A 20,289-nucleotide genomic window follows, 5' to 3' on the forward strand; every position below is an offset into this window, starting at 1 on the left:
GACTATTGTGTGAATCAAGTCATTAACGTAATTCTAATCAATAATACTGTGAATATTTACGACCGCAAAAGAACTGAAGGAAATTCTATACAGTACGGGCGGCAAAGAAATGCTTCAAATTTATATTAGCTGGATAAAAAATAGCCTAAAATCGTCTGATTTTAGGCTAAGAATTGATTCAAACTGTGGCAAAGAAATGGTTCAAGTCACAGAACATTTGTTTGTGAAACATACTTGAATATTTTTTTAAAAAAGAGATAGGTGAATCTTTGGTAATTGAGGCTTGAAGCATATCTTTGCCGCAGTTGCAAGGAATCTTCCGCACCTTCAAGTACATTGTTCAGTGCTTTCCACAAAAAAGGAATCGTTTCCAGGACGATCCGCGGGTCAAGCGCGATCGGATACCCATCTTCGCATTGCTTCCTCAATTAACAGGCATCCGGACTAACTTTTCATTCCGGTCATCGTGATTCCCTCTACAAAATACTTTTGACCAATCAGGTAGAAAATGACGCCTGGAGCAAAGGACAGGCACGTAGCTGCCATCGTCAACGACCAATCTTGCTTTAATTGACCTTTAAAATTGGTAAGCCCCAACGCTATGGTGAATTTATCGCTCGAATTAATGTAAATCATCTGTTGGAGCAAATCATTCCATAAGCCGATGAAAATAAACAATGCGACAACGATCATAGCGGGTTTGATCGCCGGCATAATAATGCTGAACAAAATGCGGAAGTACCCGGCGCCGTCAATCGTTGCCGCTTGGTCGAGTTCTCTCGGTATGGAGAGAATGAACTGTCGAATCAAAAAGATATTAAAAGCGCCGCCGCCGCAAAAATAGGGCAGAATCAATGGCAGATAGCTGTCATGAAGCCCCAGCCCCCGTGTCCATCCAATGTACAGCGGAATGAGCGTTACCATGGCAGGCAAGAGCATAGAACCGACGCAAAGGATCCAGATCAATTGTTTGCCCCTAAACCGCAACCTCGCAAAGGCATATCCGCACAAAGTGGCCGTGAATGTCCCCCCCAAGCAAGAAGGAACGATAATTACCATCGTATTCCACAAATATTTCCAAAATTTAAATATATTCAGTGTTCTTTCATAATTGGAAAACAACCAATTTTTCGGTAAGAGAGACGGCGGATATTTGTAGATCTCGGGATTCGTCATTAGAGACGTACGGAATATCCACCAGATCGGGAAGAGCACGATGAGGGCAAATATAATGACGACTATAAGCGTAAGCACGTTCATCGTTCGTTCACTGCGTTTCTTGCTCTTTAATCTGGCGTATGCGACTTCGCTCATTTATCGTCGTCTCCTTCGGAAAAGATCCACCGTTTCGACGTCTTGAACAAAACGGCAGTAAAAGCAGCAAGAATGGCGAAAATAATAAAGGTCGTCGCGCAGGCATAGCCCAGCTTGTAATTGACAAAAGCCTGATCATACATCAGATAGGTCATGAATCGGGAAGAGTTGCCCGGACCGCCATTGGTCAGAGCAAGGGCCGGCGTAACGACTTGTAGATTGGCGATTAGGCTCAGCAACAGGTTGTAAAAGATGATCGGCGTCATACAAGGCAACGTGATATGCCGGAAGCGATTCCATCCGTTCGCACCATCCATTTCAGCCGCTTCATGATACACGTTCGGAACGCTCTGAAGCCCAGCCAAAAAAATAACGATTAAGTTCCCCGACAGCCAAACCGCAATCAATGAAAGAGATGGGACTACGTAATTGGAATCCGCGATAAAGAGAACTTTGTTCAATCCAATTGTGGAGAGGAGATAGTTGAAGAAACCAAAATTCGCCTCGTAAAGCCAGGACCATCCTACATATATAGCGGCAGCAGGCAAAACGAAAGGCACATAAAATACAGCTCTGAAAAAACCTCTTGCCGGAATTTTACGGTTCAATAGCATCGCGATGAAAAGTGAATAAATCATGCTTCCGGCTACGGATAAAAATGCGAAGTAGAGTGTCGCTATAATTGAATCTTTAATATAAGGATCGGTGGTAAATAGCGTGATATAATTGCTGAAGCCGACGAATTCAGGGTTCTTTAGCCCAGTCCAATTCGTCATACTAATTCCCAACACGCCAAGAAGAGGCAGATAGGTAAGGAAGATCAGTCCGAGTATTGCCGGAATCAAGCATATATAAGCAACACTTGCCTCGCTTGAATAAAGGCGGGAACGGCGTTGCTGGGGTTTATTAAAGGTTTCCATATCTTGCTCCCCACCTCATATTTGAAGGATGACCGCCGCTTGCTTGTTCTTGGCGGTCATCCATCCTATACGTTATTTTTTGCCTTTATTGGCTGCTTTCAAAGCTTCGAGATTTTTGGAAATGGCGTCCTTGGCGGTAGCTTTTCCGGTCCATACATCCCCCAAAGTCGATCCCAGCAAGGTGTTAAAGTCCGTCGTATGATTCGTATAGAACCAGGAAGCGGGTCTCGCAGCTGAGGATTGCGCATAATCGACTACAGCAGACTTGTATTCGTTATACGGAGGGAAGTTCTTATTGTCGACCCATTTATGGGTAAGAGTTTCATCCGTATACCACTTTTTCAGCGTTGGCATCCAAATGCCCGATGAGATGAGTCCCCAGTTGTTTTCTTCGGCAGTGTACCATTTGAGCCATTCCATAGCTTCTTTTGGATGCTTTGTCTGGGAGAATACGACATTGGCACCGCCCGTGTTGAGGGTAACCTTTTCCTTAAAGTAAGGTAATACGGCTACGCCATATTTCAGTCCTGCATCCTTGGCTGCATTCAAGCTAGTTCCTACGTTCCACGCGCCGTTCGTGGCCATGGCGACTGTTCCTGCGATTATGGTACGCTGAATGCCATCATCGGTCTGTCCAACGGACAACGGGGCAACATGGTCTTTCAAGTACAGATCCGCGACTTTCTGAATCGCTTCCGTACTGGCGTCTTCCCCGATTCTCACCGCTGTACCGTCATTGGAATAGAAACCGCCGCCATTGCTAAGCACCCAGGCTTCCAACTGCCATGCCAGATTTTCGACGGATGCACCATACTGAACGATGCTCTGCGGATTAAAGCCAGCCTCGTCAGGATGTTTGCCATTCTTGTCGACCGTCAGCTTCTTGGCCGTTGCTACGAATTCGTCCCATGTCCATGCTTTATCAAGTAGCGATGGAGGATAAGGTACCTTCGCTTTGTCGAACATGTCTTTGTTGTAATAAAGGAGGAGGATTTCATTGGCAGCGGCATAGGCTACGGTTTTGCCTTGATATTTGTAGGCCAGACTATCCAGTGGCTTACTGTCACTTCCCGTGTACATGGTACTTACATCATTCAACATGCCATCGGAGGACCACTGTATGACGCCATCCTCCTTCAATATCCCCGTATCTGGCAATTGACCTGCCGTTGCCTGTGTATTCAGTTTGGTCATGTAGTTTTCCCAAGGAATCGCTTGCACTTTTACTTCAATTTTGTTTTGGGAAGCATTAAATTTGTCCGCCGCTTCCTGGGTTTTGCTTCCTTCAGCCTCGCTTCCCCACATCGAATAGGTAATCTTAACCTTCTCCGTGGAAGGAGGCGGCGTCGTCATCGGTGCTTTTGAAGCCGCTTCTCCCGTTGGTGATGCGTTTGGTTTATCGTTATTCGTGGAGCATCCAGCCATCATGCTTAAGATCAAGACCATAGACACGCTAAACATGAATCCTTTTTTCATTGTTTTCATATTAACCCCTCCATCATATATATTTCATTCTCATCCCTTATTTCCTCCCGCGTTGGCGGGGAATATTTCATCTGTCTATAAGACGTTTATACTGTCGCTTGCTCCCTTCCCTCCTTGACCAGAGTCAACAATCGTTATTTATCCTTGCACCTCATGAGGGTAAAACCGTATTTTCTCTGATCCACACTCTCATCTCACCGCTTCCCCGGTTCGCCCAAGCAAAGTAAGGGATGAATCGGGCGGTCGTCGCTTCTAAGTGATCCTCGGCATTCATACGGTACAGTCGATCCTTCCAGCCCTCGTCTTGGATCCGATAAGCGGTTAAGTCGATGGTAAGCAGTCCGCCTAACAAGCTGCTATCAAAGCTAACTTGATCTTCGAAGCCCGGACGGATGATCAGCTTATGCAGCCCTTTGCCATTGTCGGCTTCCTCCAGGCAGTACACCATCGGCCCTCGCTGGATGGCGACCATGCCTACGGTCTCTCGAATTTCCGGATTGCCTTTCATCGGACTAACGTTCATCGGTAGAACCAATTGGACGATATCACCACCGTTCCATTCCCGTTCGAGATAAAGATAACCGTTAACCAGGCGCATAGCGGATTCCGCTACCGGTTGCCCGTTAACCCTGACATCCCATGTCCCACACCAGCTTGGTATCCGAAGAGCCAAAGAGAAGGTTTTGGGTTGATCCATCATCAGCTCGAATCTGATATTACCGTTCCAAGGCAGCTCGGAATGCTGGATGATTTGAACGGCGCTGCCATCCACCTCCACCGTGACTTGGCTCCCAATATATAAGTGAGCATAAAGGGTATGCCCATGCAACGAGTAGATATAGCTGCCGAGAGAGGCGAGCAGCCTAGCGATATTAGGCGGGCAACAAGCGCAACCGAACCATCGCTGCCTTTCCATCTTCACGTGATCAAAATTCTGATTCTTACCGCTCGCTTCAGGCCATGCTTCCAACGGATTTACGTAGAAGAAGTGCTGTCCGTCGCGAGACATTCCGCCAATAACGGTGTTATAGAGCGCTCTCTCCATGACGTCTGCGTATTCGCTTCTCGGCTCGATCTGAAGCATGCGCTGGGCAAAAAAGATGAGACCGATCGATGCGCACGTCTCGGCGTAAGCCGTATCGTTCGGCAAATCGTAATCGAGCGTGAATGACTCGCCGTAAGACATCGAGCCGATCGATCCCGTAATGTACATCCGCTTGTTCACGATGTTATTCCAGAGAGCCCGGCATGCCTTCAGCAACTCCTCGTCTCCGGTCGCTGCAGCGACATCGGCCATACCCGTGCACATATATACGACCCGCACCGCGTGACCTTCAGCCGTCTGCTGCATTCGAATCGGGAGGTGCGCTTGGCTGTAAGATTTGTCCTTGGCTATCTTCAGCGCTTGGAAATGAGTCTCGCCATTCCGGCGATCGAACTCTAAGTCGTAGAAGTGGGGACTCTGCCCTCTCTCGTCCAAGAAGAACTTCGCCAGCTTCATATATCGCTCATTCGAGGTGGCTCTGTAGAGCTTCATTAGCGCTAGCTCGACCTCTTGGTGCCCGTCATAACCTTTGATCTTTCCATCTTCTGGCCCGAACGTCGCATCGATGCAGTCGGCCAGCTTGCAAGCCACTTCCAGAATCTTGACCTTCCCCGTTGCCTTCTCATAGGCGACCGCCGCTTCGATCAGATGACCCGCGCAGTAGAGCTCGTGGCACTCCGCGAGGTTCGTCCATCTGCCTGCCATTTCTTTGAGCGTAAAATAAGTATTCAAGTATCCGTCCGCATGCTGCGCCTGAGCGATCAGATCGACGACTTCGTCCGCTACCTTTTCCAGATCGGGATCAGGCATTTGCTCCAAAAGATAACCGACGGCTTCGAGCCACTTGGCCACGTCGCTATCTTGAAACACCATGCCGTAGAAGTCGCCCTGCTCCAATCCGGCAGCGATTCTGAAATTCTGGATGGCGTGACTCGGCTCGTTACCTTCGATTCGGTCATTAAGCGCCTCCCACTGGTAAGGTACGACAACATCGCGAATTAATGAAATATAAGGGGACCAGAAGTCATCCTTGATTATCATGTTCTTCAATTGAACGGGTGTAGAGATAGACAGATTACTCATCAAGTATGCTCCTTTACTTTAAAAATTCCGCCTTCGAATGAAAGCGCTATTAATTATAATACATGTGATACCGTGGTATTAATTATGGATTTTCAACCACTTTTTTAAAAATTACAACCAATAGAAAATATCCCAAATGAGCTCTCCGATCGGTTGTGGTGCACGGACGAAACCTACATCAAAGTCAAAGGTCAATGGAAGTATTTATATCGGGCAGTTGATTCTATGGGGAAAACGATTGATTTCATGTTATTTGAAAATATCCACCAGCCATACAAGAATTAATAAATGAAAAAGCCTTACCAAAAGAAACTTTGATTAGACAGACAAAGTATCTAAACAACATTGTGGAGCAAGATCATCGGTTCATAAAAAAAATCACAAAACCGATGCTTGGTTTCAAATCATTTCTAACTGCAGAACAGACGTTAAGGGAATTGAGGCCATGTATATGATTAGGAAAGGGCAGGCCGAAAATAATTCGTCTGTCCTCTCTGCTGTTGAATGGCTCAATAAAATATTTGGTATTGTGGCATAGCACAACGATAAATTCCAGGCTCTCCACCCTTCCTCGGCCGGTCAAGCGAGGGGACAATGGCGGAAAACCTGGCTCTTTCCGCGTGCAGTGGCCTGAACGTCGCTGATGAACAAAAAAATACTCCCCAAGACAGTGTCGCCTTAAGGGAGTCTGTAATTGTTACTTGGCAAATTCCAATAACTTTATAAAATTATAAATGACTTGTGCGGCTTCTACCCGCTTCGCATTAGACAATGGATCGAATAATTTTTCCCCTTTACCGTTCATTAAGCCCAGCTCAAGAGCATAATTGATCGAATCCTGCGCCCACTTTGATACTTGCTCCTGATCGACAAAGATTTTTAAGTGATTTGGATGTACTCTTTATCGACTTTCCTTTTTTATACTCATATGCTTTAACCATCAAAACAGCCATCTGCTCACGTGTGATTGCCTCGTCAGGTGCGAAGCTGTTTGCCGATACGCCTTGAATCAATCCGGCTTCATAGGCCGCTGACACATCCGCTCTAAACAAGCGTTAGAACTCACATCGTTAAACGGCAGCGTCCTATCGTCTCCATATCCCGAGCACACGGACTAAAAGAGCTGCAAACTCTTCCCTAGTTATCGTTCCATTCGGATTAAAAAGAACATTGGCAACACCGTTAATGAGATGTGGTCACACGGTTATTTTCTTTGGCTTTGTGTCAAAACCCTCTGCTGTGAACCTGTCTTTCAGTTTCCGCTACCTTCTTTAGGGATTCGTGATTCTCCAGACACTTATTTCTTATTTATTAGAGCTTGAGCATCTCGAAGCAGGTACGTTGCAGCTTCACTTGAGACATGTTTACCTGCTTGCGCCTGTACCTCGTTCACGAAACTCTCCACATTGCCTTTATCCAATTTCTTTTGCAAGCTATTGGCAATTCCGGCATTATCAATCCAGTTATTCTTGGCAAAGCGAGTGATCAGTGCCTTTAAAGCCTCAATGCTTGTCGTCGTCTGAAACGTCACTGTTACGCTAGCCGCGTTCCCAGCCAAGTCGCTCGAAGCCACCATAAATGTATGCGAGCCAAGCGGCAGCATATAAAGCGGGATGGGCGTTCCTATCTGGAAAGAATAAGTATCCAGCGTTACAGTAGTCCTACTGCTGTCAACCCCCGACATGCCGTCGTTCACAAAAAACATAGGCGAGAAATCCCCATCATCGCTAAGGTCACTATTTCCCACTAATCCAGAAATGCTGATTGTTGGTGCAGCTACATCCAGGTTAAAACTGTCTGTCTTCACGACTTCTACGTTGCCGGCATTATCTGATGAACGGTAGCTCACATTATACTTACCGTCCAGATTCATGGTAATAGGTCCCGTATATGACTGCCATGTTCCCCCGCCATCTAGATTGTACTCCGTCAGTATTGCACCTGATTGATTGTCGGCAATCAGGTTTATCGTAACCGGATGTATGTACCATCCGTTCCGTCCATCTGGCTCAGACGGCGTTAGAACAGCTCTCGTTGCCGGTATGAGGCTAGTGACTGTTACATTCACTACGGCTTTAATTGATGTTCCATCCACTTTGCCATACACCTGAAATACACCACTCTGTGCATATTGCGATGGATCAATCGCATCCCAACTGACATCTGCTGTTCCCTGTCCTGCGTTTTCGTAGATGACCGAAACGGTACCAGGCAGCGTCGGAGCCGTGCCGATTGTAGTTGAAACCGCAACAGGCTGAACGCTTTGCACATCTTTACCGTCGTACAGCGCCTTTACTTGTTTAGCCGTCATCGTTCCGTTATAAATGCGGAAATCGTCTAACGTTGCGTTTAGCTGCGCTCCATTACCATATCCAGATACACCGATTTTCTTAATATCGGTTGTAGCTGTTATGGAATTGAGATCACCATCGGTATCAATTTCTTGGGCGATACCGTTCTTATAAATCGCCGCTGTCTTAGATGCTGAATCGAAGGTGAAAACGACATTCGTCCATTCGTTCAGAGGAAGGAAATCATCCGGCTTTGCTTTTACAAAGAAGTTACCCGTACCATCAACCATTACCAAGCTGGAGACATCACCATTATAAGTGACGAAAAATCCTTTAGCCGCATAGTCGTTCTCCGGTTTGAACCATAGTAATATGTTCTCATTGTCATTCATGCTTGTCGTCCGCTTGATCCAATAAGAGAGTGTAATCTTGCTCGGCTGCAAATCTCCGCTCCTGCCTAAGTCTACGTAATTTCCACTTGTGCCACTAAAGGTTAAAGCACCATTCTGATGGCCACTCGGTTCCCAGGCCAGCGATCCTTTCGTCGTTCCATCATGTCCGTTACCTGAAGTGTCGGCAACGCCGCTGCCGCCTACTTCATCAAATTTGTACCGAGTAACCAATGAAGGGAACGGATCCAATAGGACTCCCGTTACAACAATATTCGCTTTTGTCTTCAAAGTCGTTGATCCGACCACACTGCCCGCAACTGTGAAAGAATTGCCTTTTGAAGCATACCGGGCAGGATCGATAGCATCCCATGTAACTGGAACATCAATAGTGCTGGCATTTTTCAAATGTGCGGTTACGGTTTGCGGTAGTTTCGGCGCTACTTTCTCCTGTGTAGTAAGATTGACTTCATCCAATGACATAATTTCATCAAAAGGCGGAGCCGCGAGTGAAGCGATTTCCGCCGCACTAAGCGCACTGCTGTAGATTCGGAAGTCATCCACAATGCCATCCAAATAAGGATCGGCGAATTGTGATTTTCCGATGTAATTATTGATCGTTTTCCCTAAGCTCGATGGATTCAGAGTCATGTTTGTGTTAATTCCAACTTGCACACCATCGACATAAAGAATCCCGGTTGTTCCGGAAAGTGTGAACGCCACATGTTTCCATACGCCTGTAGGAAGAACTGGTGCATTGATAACCTGTTCATGCCCTGCCCCATTTCCTGTCGTTGTAATGCCAAATTTCATACCTCCTCCGCCTACTTTCGGCGATAGGTACATATACGTATTCGTTCCGCTGCCGAAGTCGAATATTCTTGAGTAATTGCCCAAGTTGTTTGCTTTCACCCAAGTCGCAATCGTAATATCATGCACGCGACTTAGGATGCTCGCAGGCAGTTTCACGTAACTATCCGTACCGTTTAATTGCAATCCGTTGTCTTGCTTGCCTTGAACCCACGTGGCCGAGCCTTTCAGAGCTCCGTCCATGCCATTGCCTGCTGAATCGAAGGCTGTGATTCCACTTGTTTCGTTAAATGAATAGTGTACGATGACCGGAGGCAAGGGTGGTGCAGACGCTACCGTCACTTTAACGGTATCTTCAGAAGAAAGTTCCGAGTCACTTACTTGCAGCTTGAATACATATTCCCCAGCAGCGGATACGGTTGCCAACGTATTCAATGAATCCGTGTAAGCAAACGTTGCCGTACCTGGTCCACTCACCAAGCTCCATGTAGCACTTAACGTGCCACCCGGAAGATCATCGTCACTAGCCGTTCCTTTTAAGCTAACATCATCCGGCAAAGTAATCGAACTATCTTCTCCAGCATTCACGATCGGAGCTTTATTCGCATCCTTTATTCCTTCTTGCAGCTCAACTGTATAAGATGCTGCCGCTCCGGCACTAATCGTAAGTGTTGCTTTAGAGCCATAGGCATTCAATTTCCCATGAATCACGCCATCAACTAAGATATCATAGGTCGCTTTTTTAAGTCCCGTGAACGCAATTTTTGTTTGATGCTGCGTACCGGGCGTTACGTTTTTCATACTCAATTGAACGTAGTTCTTGCTCTTCGCGATCGTGGCATTCATAAACTGATCTCGATCCAATTCTAAGTTAAGCTTTTCGGTGATCAGATTTATACGCTTGAACACACCGTCTTTTGGTGTAATGACGTAGTTCGAGCCGCTTTCCGTTACATCTGCGCCATATCCCGTTAACCCGAAAATCGGATCAATGGCTACATCGCTGCTCAGAATCTTGATCGCTCCGAATAACCCTAAATCGGACTCACCCGTCATCCCTCTCCATCCGTTAAAAAGGGGGCCGCCATCTAGACCCATTGCGCCGTAGTTTCCTTTTTCCGCTTGATACGTCCATGAAGACGCACCGATGTTCGCAGGGTCTGAGCTAATTTGTCCAGAGTTAATAGCACCGATATTGGCAATTTTGGCAGCGTAGGATAAGCGCTGTTCAACCTCAGGCGCTGCAGAATGATTGCGAATCCAGTCATCCATCGTATAACCGGCGAGTGAAGTCGAGTACTGAAAATTCCACCAGTTCTCTCCCGTAATCGTCACCGGATCTGCATAATAATACCAGATCGGCATTTGCCCGCGATCGGCTCTTGTTTTTGCAATAATTTTGCTCATCATCGTTGTATTGTTGTTCATTTTAGCTAACGTATAGACCGCTTCTTCGCCGGTATTGTCATAGCTGTATTCAGAGCCATACGGATATGTCGTGTTTTTAAAATTGTTATACTTAGTAGCCATCTTAGCGATGAGATCACTCGCCTCAGCTGTGAACCCCTCATCCTGCAGGGCTTTGATTATATCAGGTGTTGTCAGTTCTCCCATAAGACCTGTCTCCCAATTATACGCAACCGGACCATCATATAAGGCTTTGAAAATGTTGTACGTCCGCAGAAGATACTCTTCTTTTGTGTGCTTATATGGGACAATATCAGGATACATTTTGGCAATCTTATACATGCTGAAGTACGTATTATAAATATGAGGGTAAGCATAGCCACGATACGTCGGCGTTGTGTTTGGCTGATTCATTAAGAAATCCGGAACCAGATAATCCTCATGATGCCCATTCATCAAATTGGTCCAAATGGCCGTCTCCAGATAGTCATCGACCGCTTTAACTTCCGACGCAATCGGGACCTGCGAGTTCTTTTCGGCCAAAAATTGTCCATGCGTTAATCCCCAGTCATCGCCCCATCCCCAATAACCATTGAATCGGTTTCTGGTCGTTTTATTTTGCATCATCCAATCGTCAAAAACCTTATCTCTAATGGTTCCCGGATCATTGTATTGCGTCTTTTCTACCATAAAAGTGGAATGTCTCTGCAATGCGGCATCAATAGGCTCAATCGCATAAAACTGCAGGACGGTTTTTTCCCCGTTTCCATATTGAACGGTAAGATCATTCTGTCCCAGATGGCCCAGTGTGAGCTCGTAAATCTTATGGTTGGCATCGGCCGTATTCAAATAAGTGACCGTTGTCTCGGAAGGATATTGTGCGGTAACGGAAGTTATGTCTTTGAACGTATGCAAATCGATCTTGGCCTTCATGTTGGTAGCAAAAATCATCCCCGGCACCACGGTGACATCAACGAGGCCCTCGTCATAGAGCTTGGCTTTCAAATCGTTATCTTCAGCTGTTTTAAAAAACTTAAAAGCATAGCTCTTGCTCTCATTCGGAGTGAGAATCAGGCTTGTATTCGGGAGGTACCCCTTGCCCGTGCTCTTGATCACGTTGGAATGGATATAGTAAACATTCAGTCCTTCCACCCAGCCTGCCGAATCATTCGTCCAATTGCTGCCCGGATGTTCCTCACGCTTCCAGCGGTCTTGATATTCAAAACCGGCGCCGGTCGCTGCATCAGGAACCAAAAGCACGGAAGGACCGATGCCGCTTGGCCTTTGAATCGTGATATACGAGCTGTTATTACCAACAAACGAATGATTCAAAACTCTAGTTTCATAAATACGGTCATTCGGCGCCTGCCATAATTCATTAAACGGCAAAGGGAGGCCAAGGTCCCCAATCTCTAGAGACTGGTTGCTCGTATTTTCAATAGCAATCGTCCATTTGACATAGTCATCCACTAAAGCATATTTTTCAATGACCTTAAAATTCCGGATCCCCTCAGGGTTTGAAGCATTCTCATAAGTGACTGTAATTTCATTCCCACTCTTCGATATCGTTCTACCGTCATCTGACTTGCTTGTCCAAGCCTTCGTCCATTCCCCGTTTCCAAGCTTGTATGTAAACATCAGTTCTCCGAGCCATTGATGATCGGGCGTATTCTGGTTTGGAGCATTGGTTGGATTCATCACGTATTCCGTAGGGAATACATCCCCTTTTAGCCGCAATGAGGTGATTTCACCATGGGTTCCTGTTTGTATCTCAAAAATTTCATTGGACATACTGTCCGTGAGTGATTCGGCAGATGCCGCCATAGATAGGAAAAACAAAAACATTGTGGTAAAACAAAGAAAAATCGGCAGCACAAGAAGCTTTTTTAATCTTAACCTATACATATCCGGCCTCAGAAATTCCGTTGCTTCCATCCTGGTTACCTCCAATTTATATGTAGTTACACTAACCATTCCATACCCCAACAAATGTAAACAACAGAACAACAACGATAGCGGGCTTGACAAGTGGAAGAATGATTTTGCGGTAAATGGTAAAATACCCTGCTCCAAAGCAGCGGCTTTTTTATCGCATGACTGGGGCTCTGCCCTTCGACCTGGTCGTTCAACGCTTCCCACTGATAAGGAACGACAACATCCCAAACCATTCGAATATATGCAGACCAAAAGCCTCCATGATGTGTACATTTTTCAAAGAAAATGGGCTGGAGATTGATTAATTCGTCATGTACTTGGCCCCCTTTTAAATATGATCTTTCTGGTAAGCGTTTTAATAGTTATTCTACATGGTATAATGTGGGAATTATATAGGATTTTACAACCACATTTTTAAAAATTACAACCTTTTCCAAGGAGCGTAAATAAATGAATACATCTGTCTTAAGAAAATAAAGGATTAGACCGCCCGGTTTTTCGATTACAAAAATCTGCCAGACTATGTAAACTAAGTAATAGACTGACCAAAAAAACGAAACAGCGGCAGCCATGAACGAGAAAATAAGTCCTAGTCTGTCGCTGTTTTATTGAACTAACGTTAACGAAAGAGGCAATTAAAAAATAAAAAAATAAGCACTGTTGATTTATAACAAACTCAAATTTCGCACCTTCTAAAAACTAGTTAAGCCTTATGGCTGCAAGGATTAATTGACAGAAAAACACCCTCTGTGTTTCAACTTTTGTTCTCACTCGGGGAGTACCTGTCATTGGTATGGTCAAAGAATTGAAGCAACGCTATCGCTTAAACGGCAAACTAATGACCTTAGAAGAGTTGTACGCAACAATTTCAAAGGGTAAGCCAACTGAAATTCTGGGATCCGTCATCGCCGAAACCTCTTGCGGATTACCGGTTAAGTTCGTGTTTGTTCAAAATCGTAACAAGCGCTTATCAGCACGGACTTGACCATAAGTGAAGACGAAATCGTGCGAATATATGGCATGCGTTGGACTCCAGAATATGGAGGAAATCATTGGGTAATCTTAAAATACGTATGATAGCGTTCATCTTGTACTTGATACAATGGAACAAACTTTATTCCATCCAAAACAAACGTCAAAGGGCTCTCCTTTTGTTGAATTATTTGTTCCAGAAACTCTTTTTCACTGTATGTCCAGGATATATAATCCCTTTCCTCGCTTATTGCCACCAAAACGTATGGTCCATAAGTAAGACTTTTAATGGTTTCGTTATCGGATATGCCCGTCAATCTCATTGAGTAGGGCATCGTCAGTTCGATTTCATCCTTCTTCCACGCTCTGCACAGCTTTAAATATCCGTGCTCATACTCAAGATTGCTGTAGATCTCTCCGTTTACCTTTACTTCAATTGGCTCTGATAACCAATTAGGAATTCTGAACATAATGGTAGTTTCAGGGCCGCCATCTAGATAGAATTTGACTGTCCCCAAACCGTTCTGATCCCGTTTCTGAATCAAGATGAGCTCCTTCTCGCTCCAATTCAATTGAGAGGGAATATACAAATTTACATACAATCTGTCTTCATCATGAAAATAGACGCCTTCTTGATATTTAAAATGATTTTCCAGGCCAGTTCCATGACAACAGGTATTTTCATGAGTATCAAATTTCTTAACAGATCCAGGCGCCATTGGCATAAAGTAGGTGGTGCCACCTTCTGCTGTTTTTCTGTTCTCTGTGGCAAGAATATGGTTATAGAGTGCATTCTCATAATAATCCATATACGCTTTACGCGGGTTAAACTGAAAAAGTTCTTTGGTCAATTTCAGCATATTATAGCTAGCACAGGTTTCCGCAGTCTTATCGGTAAGAAATCTTGCAATGGCGTTGGGCTCTTTAAACATTTCCGTCTCCCCGGTACCGCCAATTTGATAAATATGACTTTGTGTCACCATAGTCCAAAAGTTCTCTGCGATCTTATAATATTTCTTGTCACCCTCAACCTCAAACAGCTTTAACGCTCCAATAATTTGCGGGATGTGCTGGTTGGCATGCATATTCCCTAGAGTATCTACATCCTCTTTCATCGGGAAGAAGAGTTTTTCATTGTCAAAATATTTCGCCGCTATCAGATGATTTTTATTGCCTGTGATTTCATATAACTTGGCCAAAACCTCATTCATACCTCCATATTCCCCGGCAATGTACAATGACCACATTTTATGCAGCTGTTCCTTCAGAAGCCTGCTTAGTCGGTTGTGTACCCAATTGCCCAACTTATCGCAAATATCCAAGGCTTTTTGCTGTCCTGCAAGCTGATAACAATCCAACAGACCGGCCATAATTTTATGCAGCGTATAGTAAGGAGCCCATATTTCCGGATAAGTCGTGTACTGCTCCAGCAGATCGAACTGTTCTTCCGAATACGCGCTCAGGAAGCCCTGGCTATATCCCGCCTTTTCAGACATAGCTTTCTGGCATTCGCCCAATTCTTCAACCATGTATTGGATTTTCCTCAGCAGAACAAAATCACCCGTAGCATTATAAGCAAGTGCCAAAGAGGAGAGATAGTGTCCTGTTGTGTGCCCCTTCAGATTGCATTCCGGAGCATCCCACCCCGTCATCGGCTGTGCTCCTTTGGTGTCACCGGTAGCCGCCGCTCTGAAATTATATAGCATCTGATCATCGTCCACTGACTGTACATACTGCAGAAAACGGTTCATAGCCGCTCCAAATTCACTCTCCTTCTCCAGACTTACACTATGTCCTTTAAATTCTTTCAACCGCTTGGTATGATCGACTATTTCCTCAAAATTATCGCATATTTGAATATTGGCCACGGCCTTTAAATGGCTTCCTTCCAACTTACCATGGATCGAAAAGAATCCTTTTTGCTGGTAAGCCTCCTGTTTAACTGGGTCCCAGAAAACGTTGCTTACCGTATGACTTCCGGTATCATTTTTTACGATAACGACTGTCGGCAATTCTGGTCGTTCCCCTGTCTTTGACCGCACTAATATTGGATTTGCCGAAATAATATTTGCTTTATATTCTTCTTGGAGAACCGTTGCTACAAATGTCTTTTGGGTCACCTCTCCTTCACAAGTCACCGTTGCAATAAGAGTAACTCTCCGATTACCAACTCCATAGGTAGGTCTTGTTACCTTACCTGTATGGCTTATAAAAAGCTCCTTCGATTCCCAGTGGATTGAAGATCCGTATTTACCCATAAGCGGTAGATTCAAATCGGCCTCTACTGTATTTAAATTCCCCAAATAGATCGCATTGCCGTCCAATTCTGTTTTATCTTTCGCGCTTGCCGAATTAACGGCGTTCTCTTTGATCTCCATCTACGGTCCTCCTCTTTGTACGTGGCTCCATTCCTCACTCTGTTCTGAAAAATTTGCTGCTGTGACTTCCCGTTTTCTTGCGGTTGCCTTGCTTAACCGATAATCGTCAATGTTTTCTCAAAGGCATTAAGCACCTCGACGCCCGTCGAAGTGACGAGTACGTCATCCTCTATGCGAACCCCGCCGACATCCGGCACGTAGATGCCCGGCTCGATGGTCACAACCATGCCTTCAAGCAGTTGGTCCTGATTATCCCCGTGAAGCGACGGATATTCGTGGATTTCAATGCCAAGCCCGTGACCTAAGCGATGCATAAAATAAGGGCCATAGCCTACGGCGGTAATGTATTCTCGCGCCGTGCGATCTACATCGGCCATGATGACATTGGGACGAATCGCCTCAATCGCCAGCAAATTGGCCTGCAGCACGGTTTCGTAGATTTCTGCCTTCTTGCTATCAATATCACCGACGGCGAACGTGCGCGTCATATCGGATAAGTAACCATCGACGCAAACGCCCATGTCGAACAAAAGCAAATCGCCGCGTGCGATTTTGCGGTTGCCGGTAGCTCCGTGTGGCAGCGCCGATTTTTCGCCGGTGAGAACCGTCGTAGAGAACGCAGGACTTACCCCCGACCGCTTCATGGCATATTCAATTTCTGCGGCAATCTCGATTTCCTTCATACCCACCGCAACCTTGCTGATGCCAACGCGCAGCATTTCTTCGGCAAGTCGTACCGCTTCCTTCATGCGCGCGACTTCTTCCGGAGATTTGATTGCCCGCATCCGGCACAGTGTATCTTCTACGTCGACATACTGCTCAATGCCGAGCGATTGCGTCAATTCCTCGTAACGACGGACGGAGAGATGGCTCTTTTCGATCCCGACTCTCTTGAGCGCATGACCCACATGACTTTTCAGCACTATATAAGGATCTTTCGTATCGGAGTAGCCAAAAATCCGCGTCACCTGTGAAGCCTGCCTAGCCGCTTCGACATCCAGTTCTGGAACGATCAGAAACGGCTCCTCGTCCTTCGGCAAAATCAGCCCGAGAAAGCGCTCATGCGGCTCGGTCGCAAAGCCGGTCAAATAATACACACTTTTGGGAAGCGTAACGAACACAGTGTCCAAATTCATGGCTTCCATGCTCGTATACAGCTTTTGGATCCTTGCGTTCATTCCTTCCACCATCCATATTCGCATTATTTCCAATCGCCTGATCGGCCTTAGCCAACAGGGCTTATTCTGCCGTTTCGCGAGTCTGGTCCGGATCGTCTCCAGGAACTTCGCGGCGGCGCGCCACATTGGATTCGTAAGCAGCTTGAATGACCGCCTTACGCACCTGCTCGACTACATTACGGTTAAACACACTCGGTATAATATATTGCTCGTTCAATTCCTCTTCGTCGACCACCGACGCGATGGCTTTTGCTGCAGCGAGTTTCATAAGTTCGGTAACCTTCGTAGCGCGGCAATCCAGTACCCCGCGAAACATACCAGGAAAGCATAATACATTATTAATCTGATTAGGATAGTCGGAACGCCCGGTCGCCATTACGCGAACGATTCCTTCTACTTCGTCAGGACTAATTTCCGGTTCGGGATTAGCCATGGCGAACACAATCGGATCGGCGGACATTTTACGCACATCCCCCGCCTTCAATAAGCCGGGACCGGAAACCCCGATAAAAATATCAGCATCACGGATCACATCTGACAACATTCCCGTCTCCATATCAGGATTCGTATGCTCTGCGTACCAGGCCCAAGCTTCGTTCTCGTAGTGATGCCCCCGCACCAAGGCCCCGCAGCGATCAACGCCGATGATGCGCTTTGCCCCTGCCGCAAGCAATATTTTCGTGCAGGCGTGACCCGCCGCCCCGACTCCGCAAATGACAATTTTGCATGCTTCAAGCTGTTTGCCGACAAGCTTCATCGCATTGTACAGGCCCGCCAGCATCACGACGGCAGTGCCATGCTGATCGTCATGAAAAACAGGAATGTCCAATTCCTCGATCAATCGCCGTTCAATTTCAAAACAACGCGGCGAGGATATGTCTTCCAGATTAATGCCTCCGAAAGTCGGAGCCATGCGTTTGATGCTGTGGATTATTTCTTCCGTGTCTTGCGTATCCAGGCAAATGGGAAAAGCGTCAACATCGGCAAGCTGCTTGAACAGCATCGCTTTGCCTTCCATGACGGGCATTGCGGCCAACGGCCCGATGTTGCCTAGCCCAAGCACGGCAGACCCGTCTGATACGACGGCGATCGTATTTCTCTTGATCGTGAGGGAGTAGGCCCGCGACGGTCTTTCCTGAATCGCCAGGCAAACTCTCGCTACGCCCGGCGTGTAGACCCGCGACAGGTCATCGCGGTTTTTGATCTTCATTTTGGAGGCTACTTCAATTTTCCCTCCGAGATGGAGCAGCATCGTTTGGTCGGAGACATTGATGACCTTAACGCCTGAAAGCACTTCCAGGCACTGAACGATACGTTCGGCAAGAGTCGGCTCCGTCGTTATCGTAATGTCGTGAAAGGTCGTCTGCTTGCCCGCCCGGCTAACATCGACGGCTACGATATCTCCTCCCGCTTCGCCAATCACTGTCGCGATTTGCCCGAAAGACGTCTTGGCTTGATCGATCTCCAGACGCAAAATGATATTTGTGCTGCTTCCCTTATGAACCCTCATTCCCTTTGCACCTCAGCTTCCATCGTTCCCTGCCATTTGCGGTACAAGCAACGCCGCGCCTCCGGGATGCCCGGCTGGAATTGAATTAGCGCCTCCGAGCGAACTTGCCGCACCTCTTCCATAGCCTGATGAACCTTTTCTTCGCCCCTGGAGCCCAAAATCCCGGAATCGAAGCAGATCGATGCGGCGGCTAGCCTACCCTGCGCCATCGAAACGAGCGCGCTTTCGACTCCCGTAATGTTGCCGGCCACATACAGCCCGGCCAGTGTCGTTTGCATGCGCTCGCTGTGTAGGGGAATGTGCCCGCCAAGCTCCTGAACATAAAGGAAAGGGCAACCCGCTACTGCCGCAAGTTCAGCCAGCGGATACAGACCGCCGGCAATCGCCACGAAGTCGACGGGCTCCTCGCGCTCCGATCCTGCCACAAGCTCGCCGGCGCCAGTTACGCTAGCAAGCGTAACCGATTCGACCCGATCCTTGCCGTTGATTGAACAGACGGCGGTGCGCAGCCTGAGCGGAATATCCCATATTTTGATTCCGCGCTGTGGGAACAGGCTCGTGATCAGGCCTGTCAGTCCCATCGCTTTGGCCAATTTGCCGCCGCTGCGTAGCAGCGGGGAAGGAGCCAGATGGGACAACCCCATTAACGTTTCCAGATTGTTCCGCGGCACCGCCGCTTTTCCCGCAGTCGAGCCGCCCGGCGGCAGCACGATGCCGGCCAGTTCAACGCCGCTCACCGCAAGCTCTCTGGCAATGGCCATCGCCAGCACATTGACGCCGACAATGATTCCCCGTCTGCCCGGTTTGACGTAATGGACATTGGTCAGCACCTGGGCGGCGCCGATTGACATGACGCCAGGCAACGTCCAGCCTTCTACTGGCAGCGGCAATTCTGCTGCTCCTGTCGCCAAAAGCGCATAAGGGGCGACAAAAACGCCGACCGATGTCGATATTTCCCAGCGGTTCCCAACTCTGCGCATGTCGTAAACGGATGCGCCGCACTGGATATCGACGCCGAGCTTGCGATTTCGCTGGATAAGCTCCTCGGCGATATGCTTGCCGACCCACCAAGACCCATGTTCCTCGTGAAATTGCCCAGGCATCCGGCCGCCGGGCTGCGGAAATTCATCGACAATCATCACCTGCAAGCCTATTTCCGCTGCGCCCGCCGCTGCTGACAAGCCTGCCGGACCTGCACCGACGATGATCAGATCGGACTGCTGCCGTTTGAAGCTCATGGCAATTCCCTCCTGGTTATTTCATTGGGCAATTGCTGCCCTTCCCTGATGCTCATGCCAGGCTCCAAAGGCGTCAAACATGCCCGAACGATGCCTTTGTCCGCAATATGGACTCTGCACTCCATGCAATGGCCAATTGCGCAGTACAGACCACGGGGGTTCCCGGATTCTTCATGTCTGCGCAACGTGCGGATGCCTGCCGCAAGCAGGGCGGCGGCAACGGGTTCTCCCCTGCGGCCGGTCATCGGCTTCCCGTTAAACGTATAGTCAACGATTTCATGGGGGGCCTTTCTGCCCAGAATCGGATGTTGTTCAATGCGCATAGATTCCATCG

General features: G+C 47.2%; 13 protein-coding genes and 4 pseudogenes. 2 read left to right on the top strand and 15 right to left on the bottom strand.

Features of this window, described 5'->3' with window-relative positions; translation table 11 throughout:
* Nucleotides 1-444 precede the first annotated feature (444 nt).
* The 4 genes from AC58UU_RS16020 to AC58UU_RS16035 form a co-directional block, all read right to left on the bottom strand.
* Complete coding sequence (locus tag AC58UU_RS16020) at nt 445-1,314, bottom strand: carbohydrate ABC transporter permease (RefSeq protein ID WP_497317155.1); 870 nt, start codon at nt 1,312-1,314, stop codon at nt 445-447.
* Entirely contained in the window at nt 1,311-2,234 is a 924-nt protein-coding gene (locus tag AC58UU_RS16025) for a carbohydrate ABC transporter permease (RefSeq protein ID WP_497317157.1), read from the bottom strand. Before AC58UU_RS16025 ends, AC58UU_RS16020 begins: the two co-directional genes overlap by 4 nt.
* Before the next feature lie 72 nt (nt 2,235-2,306).
* A complete protein-coding gene (locus AC58UU_RS16030) occupies nt 2,307-3,719 on the bottom strand; it encodes an ABC transporter substrate-binding protein (protein WP_497317159.1) in 1,413 nt (470 codons plus the stop codon).
* Nucleotides 3,720-3,870: 151 nt separating this feature from the next.
* Nucleotides 3,871-5,847 (bottom strand): glycoside hydrolase family 127 protein, encoded by a 1,977-nt coding sequence (locus tag AC58UU_RS16035; RefSeq protein WP_497317161.1) that lies wholly within the window; start codon nt 5,845-5,847, stop codon nt 3,871-3,873.
* A gap of 150 nt (nt 5,848-5,997) precedes the next feature.
* On the opposite strand from AC58UU_RS16035, the pseudogene AC58UU_RS16040 reads away from it, so the two are divergent.
* Nucleotides 5,998-6,385: pseudogene (locus AC58UU_RS16040) on the top strand (IS6 family transposase); the annotation flags it as partial.
* 159 nt (nt 6,386-6,544) lie between these two features.
* On the opposite strand, the gene AC58UU_RS16045 reads toward AC58UU_RS16040, so the two are convergent.
* The 6 genes and pseudogenes from AC58UU_RS16045 to AC58UU_RS16070 all read right to left on the bottom strand — a co-directional run.
* Nucleotides 6,545-6,724, bottom strand: coding sequence for an S-layer homology domain-containing protein (locus tag AC58UU_RS16045; RefSeq protein WP_497317354.1), 180 nt, complete (start codon nt 6,722-6,724; stop codon nt 6,545-6,547).
* On the bottom strand, nt 6,663-6,899 hold the full coding sequence (locus AC58UU_RS16050; RefSeq protein ID WP_497317163.1) for an S-layer homology domain-containing protein: 237 nt from the start codon (nt 6,897-6,899) through the stop codon (nt 6,663-6,665). Before AC58UU_RS16050 ends, AC58UU_RS16045 begins: the two co-directional genes overlap by 62 nt.
* A gap of 33 nt (nt 6,900-6,932) precedes the next feature.
* Entirely contained in the window at nt 6,933-7,034 is a 102-nt protein-coding gene (locus AC58UU_RS16055) for an S-layer homology domain-containing protein (RefSeq protein WP_497317356.1), read from the bottom strand.
* 110 nt (nt 7,035-7,144) lie between these two features.
* A complete protein-coding gene (locus AC58UU_RS16060; protein ID WP_497317358.1) occupies nt 7,145-8,818 on the bottom strand; it encodes an OmpL47-type beta-barrel domain-containing protein in 1,674 nt (557 codons plus the stop codon).
* Nucleotides 8,792-12,589 (bottom strand): annotated as a pseudogene (locus AC58UU_RS16065) (DUF5695 domain-containing protein); the annotation flags it as partial. The pseudogene AC58UU_RS16065 and the gene AC58UU_RS16060, both read right to left, overlap by 27 nt.
* A gap of 121 nt (nt 12,590-12,710) precedes the next feature.
* Nucleotides 12,711-12,812 (bottom strand): annotated as a pseudogene (locus AC58UU_RS16070) (carbohydrate ABC transporter permease); the annotation flags it as partial.
* 642 nt (nt 12,813-13,454) lie between these two features.
* Between AC58UU_RS16070 and AC58UU_RS16075 the strand changes: the two are divergent.
* A pseudogene (locus tag AC58UU_RS16075) lies at nt 13,455-13,717 on the top strand (IS4 family transposase); the annotation flags it as partial.
* 11 nt (nt 13,718-13,728) lie between these two features.
* Here the strand turns inward: AC58UU_RS16075 and AC58UU_RS16080 are convergent.
* The 5 genes from AC58UU_RS16080 to AC58UU_RS16100 form a co-directional block, all read right to left on the bottom strand.
* Complete coding sequence (locus AC58UU_RS16080) at nt 13,729-16,029, bottom strand: beta-L-arabinofuranosidase domain-containing protein (RefSeq protein ID WP_497317165.1); 2,301 nt, start codon at nt 16,027-16,029, stop codon at nt 13,729-13,731.
* Between the two features lie 92 nt (nt 16,030-16,121).
* Nucleotides 16,122-17,207: a M24 family metallopeptidase gene (locus AC58UU_RS16085; protein WP_497317360.1), complete on the bottom strand. Its 1,086-nt coding sequence runs from the start codon at nt 17,205-17,207 to the stop codon at nt 16,122-16,124.
* A 61-nt stretch (nt 17,208-17,268) separates the two neighbouring features.
* Nucleotides 17,269-18,717 carry an NAD-dependent malic enzyme gene (locus tag AC58UU_RS16090; RefSeq protein ID WP_497317167.1) on the bottom strand — a complete coding sequence of 483 codons (1,449 nt, stop codon included), beginning with the start codon at nt 18,715-18,717 and terminating at the stop codon, nt 17,269-17,271.
* Nucleotides 18,714-19,955 (bottom strand): NAD(P)/FAD-dependent oxidoreductase, encoded by a 1,242-nt coding sequence (locus AC58UU_RS16095; RefSeq protein ID WP_497317169.1) that lies wholly within the window; start codon nt 19,953-19,955, stop codon nt 18,714-18,716. The genes AC58UU_RS16090 and AC58UU_RS16095 overlap by 4 nt, the downstream gene beginning before the upstream one ends.
* Nucleotides 19,952-20,287, bottom strand: coding sequence for a (2Fe-2S)-binding protein (locus AC58UU_RS16100; RefSeq protein ID WP_497317171.1), 336 nt, complete (start codon nt 20,285-20,287; stop codon nt 19,952-19,954). Before AC58UU_RS16100 ends, AC58UU_RS16095 begins: the two co-directional genes overlap by 4 nt.
* Nucleotides 20,288-20,289: the final 2 nt, after the last annotated feature.

The sequence above is a fragment of the Paenibacillus sp. JT22N1 genome, from assembly GCF_059692155.1.

Excerpts from the sequence above, each read along its gene's own strand:
- AC58UU_RS16090 (WP_497317167.1), bottom strand. The coding sequence starts at position 18,717 with ATGAGGGTTCATAAGGGAAGCAGCACAAATATCATTTTGCGTCTGGAG.
- AC58UU_RS16030 (WP_497317159.1), bottom strand. The coding sequence starts at position 3,719 with ATGAAAACAATGAAAAAAGGATTCATGTTTAGCGTGTCTATGGTCTTG.
- AC58UU_RS16100 (WP_497317171.1), bottom strand. The coding sequence starts at position 20,287 with ATGGAATCTATGCGCATTGAACAACATCCGATTCTGGGCAGAAAGGCC.
- AC58UU_RS16025 (WP_497317157.1), bottom strand. The coding sequence starts at position 2,234 with ATGGAAACCTTTAATAAACCCCAGCAACGCCGTTCCCGCCTTTATTCA.
- AC58UU_RS16080 (WP_497317165.1), bottom strand. The coding sequence starts at position 16,029 with ATGGAGATCAAAGAGAACGCCGTTAATTCGGCAAGCGCGAAAGATAAA.
- AC58UU_RS16085 (WP_497317360.1), bottom strand. The coding sequence starts at position 17,207 with ATGAACGCAAGGATCCAAAAGCTGTATACGAGCATGGAAGCCATGAAT.
- AC58UU_RS16095 (WP_497317169.1), bottom strand. The coding sequence starts at position 19,955 with ATGAGCTTCAAACGGCAGCAGTCCGATCTGATCATCGTCGGTGCAGGT.
- AC58UU_RS16020 (WP_497317155.1), bottom strand. The coding sequence starts at position 1,314 with ATGAGCGAAGTCGCATACGCCAGATTAAAGAGCAAGAAACGCAGTGAA.
- AC58UU_RS16035 (WP_497317161.1), bottom strand. The coding sequence starts at position 5,847 with ATGAGTAATCTGTCTATCTCTACACCCGTTCAATTGAAGAACATGATA.